The 7491-nt window shown below is 42.3% G+C and carries 5 protein-coding genes; 1 reads left to right on the forward strand and 4 read right to left on the reverse strand.

The annotated features are described in order from the left end of the window. Positions 1 to 53 precede the first annotated feature (53 nt). From M3O96_RS17140 to trxA, 4 genes are all read right to left on the reverse strand, one after another. A complete protein-coding gene (locus tag M3O96_RS17140) occupies positions 54 to 635 on the reverse strand; it encodes a YeeE/YedE family protein (RefSeq protein WP_249722561.1) in 582 nt (193 codons plus the stop codon). A 23-nt stretch (positions 636 to 658) separates the two neighbouring features. After that, positions 659 to 2047 (reverse strand): hypothetical protein, encoded by a 1389-nt coding sequence (locus M3O96_RS17145; protein WP_249722562.1) that lies wholly within the window; start codon positions 2045 to 2047, stop codon positions 659 to 661. 128 nt (positions 2048 to 2175) lie between these two features. Further along, positions 2176 to 3594, reverse strand: a complete 1419-nt coding sequence (locus M3O96_RS17150) for an MBL fold metallo-hydrolase (protein WP_249722563.1) — start codon at positions 3592 to 3594, stop codon at positions 2176 to 2178. An 87-nt stretch (positions 3595 to 3681) separates the two neighbouring features. Continuing rightward, positions 3682 to 4002 (reverse strand): thioredoxin, encoded by a 321-nt coding sequence (gene trxA / locus M3O96_RS17155; RefSeq protein WP_249722564.1) that lies wholly within the window; start codon positions 4000 to 4002, stop codon positions 3682 to 3684. 146 nt (positions 4003 to 4148) lie between these two features. Between trxA and M3O96_RS17160 the strand changes: the two genes are divergently transcribed. Next, positions 4149 to 7136 (forward strand): glycosyltransferase family 117 protein, encoded by a 2988-nt coding sequence (locus M3O96_RS17160; protein ID WP_249722566.1) that lies wholly within the window; start codon positions 4149 to 4151, stop codon positions 7134 to 7136. Positions 7137 to 7491 lie beyond the last annotated feature (355 nt).

Consider the following 7491-nt stretch of genomic DNA (forward strand, 5'->3'; position numbering starts at 1 on the left):
CCGGCATTCGGCTTTTCTCCTTTTTTTACTGCTGTTCCCATTTTTTCTAAAGATTAAAAGCCTACTAATTTCATCAAAGGACCAAGAAATACCTGTGTCATCAAGAATCCTCCTGCCATGAAGAAGATCGTGGCGACGACCGACGGCCACTGCAAGGAACTGATGCCCATAATAGCGTGTCCTGAAGTACATCCGCCTGCATATCTGGTACCAAATCCAACCAAGAATCCGCCGATGACGAAGAACAACAAACCTTTTGCGGTAAATAAATTCTCCCAATTGAAAATCTCGTGAGGCATGATGCTCCTATAATCTGTGATCCCAAGGGCAGCCAAATCGCGCTGTGTGGACTCGGCAACTTCTATCATTTCCGGATTGGCCAGTAAATAATGGCCAATAAAGCCCCCGATGGTGACACCTATTACAAAAGCGATGTTCCACAATTCCTTTTTCCAATCATAAGTAAAGAAAGGAATATTGGCCGGCACACACATGGCGCAGACGTGCCTTAGAGAAGAAGATATCCCGAAGGCTTTTCCACCGACGATCAACAAGGTAGGGACGATAAGCCCGATCATCGGACCTGCTATCCACCATGGCCAAGGCTGCTTGATCCATTCAATAAATTGTTCCATTTTATTTGTTTATTTGTTTAGTTTTAAAATCTATAATCAATAATAAAATTCAAATTCCACATATCCACTCTGTTGATCCGGAATCTATCCGGCACTTCAGCTTGGTTTTGGGCAGTTTTTTGGGCTACCATAAACTGGATGTCCAATCCTTCGAGGTAATCGCTGAATCTGTAGTCCAATAGACCTGTAAAGTGATAATAGGAGGGGATTCCGTATTTGTTTGTTTTGAATGAATCCAATCCACCATGATTGACTTTACCAGCCCCAAGCTGGGCATTCAAACCTTTGACTGGAGTGTCATAGGAATATTTGAAGACCAAGGCATCCATATCACCGCTTCCTTCATACCGCTCCCGGGACATACTTGCGTAGAAGTTTTCCCTGCCCCATTCTCGTGGAAAGAGAAACCTGCCTCTATCGTTGATCCCGAGAAAATTTGCAGAAATATGATGTCTCCCGGAGTTCAGTCCGATTTTAGCACCAAATCCAAATGACTTTTCATCCGGTAGCATATAGGTTTTTTCTATTTCTGAATTTCCTCCGTCATTGACTGCCGTCTGAAAGAAACCCTGACCTCCCAAGTCAACCGAAGCATGTCCAAGATCAAGAACATAATCTCCTTGCAAAAAACTCATATTAAAGACGTTTTCTGCAAAATAATTCCATCCTTGAGCAGAAAAACCTTCGTTTCGATACTTCAGTCCAAGCATTCCCATTCCTTTTGAAGAAATGTTATGGGAATAATTGGAGGGCTCTCCAAATGGGTTTCTCCCAAAAGGATACACCCCAAAAGATTCTTCCATGCTAAACCAGTCCACAGTCCCCCTTATGGTCACTGAACTTATCCATGAGACGGTGGTTTCCCATTTTGACTTTTGATAGTTGACCGTAAGTCCACCAAATATATTAGGCCTCATTCTATTGTCCTGCTCATTGAGAAAAGGTGAGTTGATTCTTTGTCTCCCCAAGGCAGTCTTAAAATTCCCTCTCCTATATGAAAGGAATAATTCTTCCAGCCTATCAAGATCGGTTGTATTTTCCGGGTCATGCATGTCAAACAGCAGGATTTCATACCGATTGCCTGCACCAGTGGTCGGATCTGCAACGGCAAGATTGTTTTCAAACAACTGAAAAACAAAAAAGCCGCTGAACCCAACCTGGAATCCTTTAAATTCAGGACTGAGGTAACCCAATCCCGCACCAACACCCAGCGCTGAATAATCAAGCAAGTCCCCCCTGTTATGGGTCGACATCAGAAATGACCTTACGTGGAAATCAAATTTTCCTTTTTCAAGATCATGTCCCAATTTCCTGCCGGATATTTCATGGCTCGAAAGTGAATCTCCGTGATTTTGCTGCGCTACAGCAGAGGTAAATAACCCCAAAAACAGCATCAAACTCACTACTCGCATAATATCCAAAATTGTTCAGATTTATATCCGAATCAAGTGACTATTATCACTTTGTTTGTTTCGAAATGAAAATGGCAAGACCGAAATCTTGCCATTTGGGGTAAAACACAACTTTTCTATAATTATTTTTAGAGCAAAGTAGTAGGACATACATAGTCACTGACTTTGAACAAAGCAGAATCTTTGATCGCATCAAATCCGCCTTTGATATCCACTAGGTTATCAAATCCTCTAGCTTTCAATATCGAAATAAACACCATTGACCTATATCCTCCTGCACAATGCACATAGTAGGTTTTGTCTACATTGATCTGGGCCATGCTGTCATTAATATAATCCAAAGGCGCATTTTCGGCATCAACCACATGTTCGCTAAGGTATTCACTGTTTTTTCTTACATCAAGGATATTTGCTCCTTCTTTTTCAATAATGTGGGATAGCTCGTCAGTGGTCACAGTTTTGATGGTATCTATTTCTCTACCATCAGCTTTCCAAGCTTCATAACTACCCTTGAGGTATCCAATACAGAAGTCATATCCGACTCTAGCCAATCTTGTAATCACTTCCTCTTCTCTTCCTTCGTCAGCTACAATCAGGATTTCTTGCTTGAGGTCAGGAACCAATGCTCCTACCCAAACCGCAAAACTTCCATCGATACCGATGTTGATAGAGTTGGGGATAAAACCCTTTGCAAAAACCTGTGCGTCTCTTGTATCAATAACTACCGCGCCTGTTTCGTTGGCAGCAGCCTCAAAAGCTGCAGGACTTAGTGGATTGAATCCTCTGTTCAATACTGTATCTATTGATTCATATCCTTGGATATTCATCATGACATTTTGAGGGAAATAGGCCGGAGGTGGCGTAAGACCGGTTAGCACCTCTTTCATAAATGCCTCTTTGGTCATTTCTTGAAGCGCATAATTGGTCTTCTTCTGATTTCCCAAGGTATCGGTTGTCTCTTTGCTCATGTTTTTGCCACAGGCACTTCCCGCACCGTGAGCAGGATAGACAATGATATCATCAGCCAAAGGCATAATTTTTTCTCTCAATGAATCATAGAGATGTGCCGCAAGTTTGTCTTGGGTCAATTCTGCAATGACTTTCTGGGCAAGGTCAGGTCTTCCGACATCTCCGATAAACAAAGTGTCACCTGTAAACAATGCCTCTTCTTTTCCTTCTTCATTGATCAAAAGAAAGCAGGTACTTTCCATGGTATGTCCAGGAGTATGGATTACCCTGATTTTTGCCTTGCCAAGTGGGAATTCCTGACCATCCGTGGCAACGATGGCTTCAAAACCCATCTTCATTCCCGTAGGTCCAAATACAATCGGAGCACCTGTTTTGATCGATAAATCTTTGTGACCTGAAACAAAGTCAGCGTGAAAATGGGTTTCGAACACATACTTGATGGTATCGCCCCTTCTCTCTGCTTTTTCTATGTATGGCTGAACTTCTCTCAATGGATCAATGACAGCAGCTTCGCCGTCTGACTCAATATAGTAGGCTCCCTGAGCCAAACATCCGGTATAGATTTGTTCAATTGTCATATGCTTTTCTGATTTTATTCTGTTGAATGTTATGTAAAATTATCATTCTGTCGTTTTCTTTAAAATGACTTTTGTCACATTTTGAAATTAGACTTTCTGACGCAGATTGTCCTCTATCACTTTGACCAATTGATTGGCTGGAACAACTCCTGATTGCCTCCAAAGTGGTTTGCCATTTTGGAACAAAATCAAAGTAGGAACTCCCCTCACTTGGTACGCATTGGCCGCGTATGGATTTTTGTCCACATCCACTTTGATGATTTTGACTTTATCGCCCACCTGTCGGGCAGTATCTTCTAGGATAGGTTGCATCATTTTGCAGGGACCGCACCATGTTGCGAAAAAATCCACCAAAACTGGTTTGCTTCCTGATATCAACTCGCTGAATGTTTTATGTTGTGCGTTCACGATTGTTATTTTTTATTTCCTTACAAAACTACAGCGAACTCATACTTAACACAGTAATTTTTATCACAAATCCTTAAATGCTGTTAAAAACCCGATGGATTAGGATTTATTGATTATTTTCGCCCGAAACTATTATTTCAAAAACAATGCTTGACTATCAAAAGGCCAATAACCTCACAGGTTGGCTGGTTTTTCTTATTTCTACTACCGTCTTTATATTGACAGTAGAGCAAACCGCCAGTTTTTGGGATCCGGGTGAATTCATCGCTGTTTCTTATAAACTACAGGTACCGCATCCTCCGGGAGCGCCGTTTTTCCTGTTGATTTATAGGATGTTTGGTTTCCTTGCATTCGGGGACGGATTGGCTGTAGCCTATTGGATGAATGTCGGAAGTGCTGTTTTCTCAGGTTTTACGGTTCTTTTCCTGTTTTGGACCATAACTTTGTTTGGCCGCAAACTTTTTCAGATCCAAAAAGGAACAGAAACCAAAGGCCAAATCATCACCTTGATGGGGGCCGGATTGGTCGGTTCACTCATTTATACATTTACGGATAGTTTTTGGTTCTCTGCCGTGGAAGCGGAAGTATATGCCATGTCCTCCTTCTTTACTGCAATAGTCATCTGGGCATTTCTGAAGTGGGATGTCATCGAGGACCAAAGGGAAGAAAACCGTTGGATGATCTTTATAGCCTACCTGGTAGGATTGTCGATTGGAGTCCACTTGTTGAATTTGGTGACTTTGCCAGCTTTGGCTTTGGTGGTGTATTTCAAAAAATATCCTAATCCAAACCTCAAAGGTGGCATCATTGCCCTGATTTTGGGTGGCGTCGCATTGATTATCATCAACAATCTGATCATCCCCGGACTTCCAAGTCTGGCTGGCTCCATGGAGATTTTCTTTGTCAACAGCATTGGATTGCCATTTGGATCGGGAATAGTTGTCTTCTCTGCTCTGTTTTTGGGTTCACTGATATACGGTATTCTCTATGCCATCAATAAAGGGAAAGTCATCCTCAATACCGTTTTGGTTTCGCTTGTATTTATTTTGATCGGTTATGGCTCCTATGCACTTATCGTCATCCGTGCCAACCAAGATCCTGTCATCAATGAAAATGCGCCAAAGGACATCATCAGTTATGTTTCCTATCTGAAAAGAGAGCAATATGGTTATCGCCCATTGATCCACGGACAGTATTTTGATGCCGAATTGGAAAACCAAAAAGAGGGTGCCCCGATATATATGAAGGGAAAAGACAGGTATGAAATTGTAGATTATTCTACTGTCAATGAATATGATCCCGCAAGAACGACCATTTTACCAAGAATTTATTCTACCCAAGATCGGCACAAGCAGATTTACCGATCCAAATTGGGATTGAGAGAAGGCCAAAAACCCACCTTCAGCGACAACCTTTATTTCATGTTTACCCATCAGTTGGGTCATATGTATTGGAGGTACTTTATGTGGAATTTCTCCGGTCGGGAAAGTGATTTTTCTGATGCCCCTTGGATGGGGATCACAGATTTCTTCTCGGACATCTATCCTGATTACATCAAAGAAAATAAAGCCCATAACAACTACCTGATGTTGCCCTTGATTTTGGGTTTGATCGGTTTGGTTTTTCAGGCAAAGAAAGACACCAAATCTTTCTTTATCTCGGCAATGCTCTTCCTGATGATGGGGGTTGTTTTGGTCTTGTACCTCAATTCGCCGCCTGTTGAGCCCCGTGAAAGGGACTATATCTATGTCGGTTCTTTCTATGCTTTTGCCATATGGATCGGAATTGGAGTAATGGCTTTGGCCTACTACATTGAAAGACTGAATAAAAATCTTGTCTTAGCAGGTATCATCGCCACGCTTGCGACTGTTCCCGTGGCCGCATTGATGGCGGGCCAAAACTGGGACGACCACAACAGGCAGGGGAGGTTTTTCTCTGTTGACTCAGCAAGAAACTTCCTGGCGTCATGCGCTCCAAATGCGATTTTGTTTACCGGCGGGGACAATGACACTTTCCCACTTTGGTATGTGCAGGAGGTTGAAGGCTTCAGGACTGACGTGCGGGTGGTGGTGTTGAGCTACTTCGATACAGATTGGTATGTGGAGCAAATGGCCCGTCCTGTCAACGAATCTGCCGCATTGCCTTTTTCCCTCGATCCAAAAAATTATAAAAAAGGAACCAACGATGTCCTTTATGTGATGGAAAGAGAGGGTCTTCAAGCCATCTCTGCTTCAGAATACCTCAAACTCCTCAACAACAACAGTGAGCTTTTGAAATTGGCAGCTTCGGGCAGCAAAAACACTTACAACATGGTGCCTTCGAGGAACCTGATCCTAGATGTCGATTTGGAAAATGTCTATAACCAAGGTCTGATTCCGGAGTCAATGGAGAATCTGATGACCGAGCAAATTAACCTCAGGATCAAAGGAAATTACCTTACAAAAGGAAATTTGATGTTGATCGACTTGATTACCACCAACAATTGGGAAAGACCTATTTATTTCAACAATACCTCCCTAGCTACCATCACACTTGATATCGAAGACTATGTGGTGATGGAGGGTATGACATATAGACTTCTTCCTGTGAGAAAACCGGAGGGTATGAGAACAGAATTGGTGAATACCGACTTGGCATTTACCAATATGATGGAGAAATTTGCCTTTAGGGGAATGGACAATCCTGACAACTATTTCGATGATGAATTCCGAAGATTTACCTCAAATCACCGCTCTGCAGTAAACAGTATTGCTATTGCGTTGTTAGATGAAGATGACGTAGACAGGGCAGCCCAATTGTTAAAATATAGCATAAAGGTCATGCCACATGAAGCTGTTGCTTATGATTTAGCAAGCGGACAATCTGTACCTTTGTTGTTTGAAGTTGGCGAGGATGATTTGGCTTTGGATGTGGTCGAAAAAATATCCCATAAGTCAATCCAGATGCTGGAATTCTACCAAAAGACAGGTCGAGATTATGACAGAGAAGCCTTGATTTCGATAGAAATGCTGAAGTTTTTCATTCCGCTATTGGATGAAAGAGGGTATTCTGAAGTCTCCGGCAATCTCAAAGCAGAATTGGAAAAAATCCTAGGGGCCGGTGCTGCCGGAGAAAGCCTGTTGGATAGAAGATAATTTGTTTGGTTTTTTGAATCCAAAATCCGGGTCCTGCTAAGGTCTCGGATTTTTTTTAATCTTTCCCGATTTTACAACATAAACCCACTTCGACAAACAGCCCCGAAGTGGGCTGAACAATAATAGCCCCGTGCAAGGTGCTTCTCTGATTCTCATACTTCCACCAATCTCCCTGCACCGCCGCTAGGAGTTATGGAAATGCGATGTTGCCAGTTTTTGGAAGCAAAAAGGTAAAGTAAGGAATAGGGTTTTCACCAAAAACAGGGAAGTTGACGAGATAACATAATCCCAGATCCGTCATTAGGTTTTTACAACCAAAGGCCAATTCATGAGTTCGGTAGAACTCCAAAGTCCT

This window comes from Aquiflexum sp. TKW24L (genome assembly GCF_023502205.1).
In the GTDB taxonomy this organism is placed as follows: Bacteria; Bacteroidota; Bacteroidia; order Cytophagales; family Cyclobacteriaceae; genus Cognataquiflexum.

Excerpts from the sequence above, each read along its gene's own strand:
- M3O96_RS17160 (WP_249722566.1), top strand. The coding sequence starts at position 4,149 with ATGCTTGACTATCAAAAGGCCAATAACCTCACAGGTTGGCTGGTTTTT.
- M3O96_RS17140 (WP_249722561.1), bottom strand. The coding sequence starts at position 635 with ATGGAACAATTTATTGAATGGATCAAGCAGCCTTGGCCATGGTGGATA.
- M3O96_RS17145 (WP_249722562.1), bottom strand. The coding sequence starts at position 2,047 with ATGCGAGTAGTGAGTTTGATGCTGTTTTTGGGGTTATTTACCTCTGCT.
- M3O96_RS17150 (WP_249722563.1), bottom strand. The coding sequence starts at position 3,594 with ATGACAATTGAACAAATCTATACCGGATGTTTGGCTCAGGGAGCCTAC.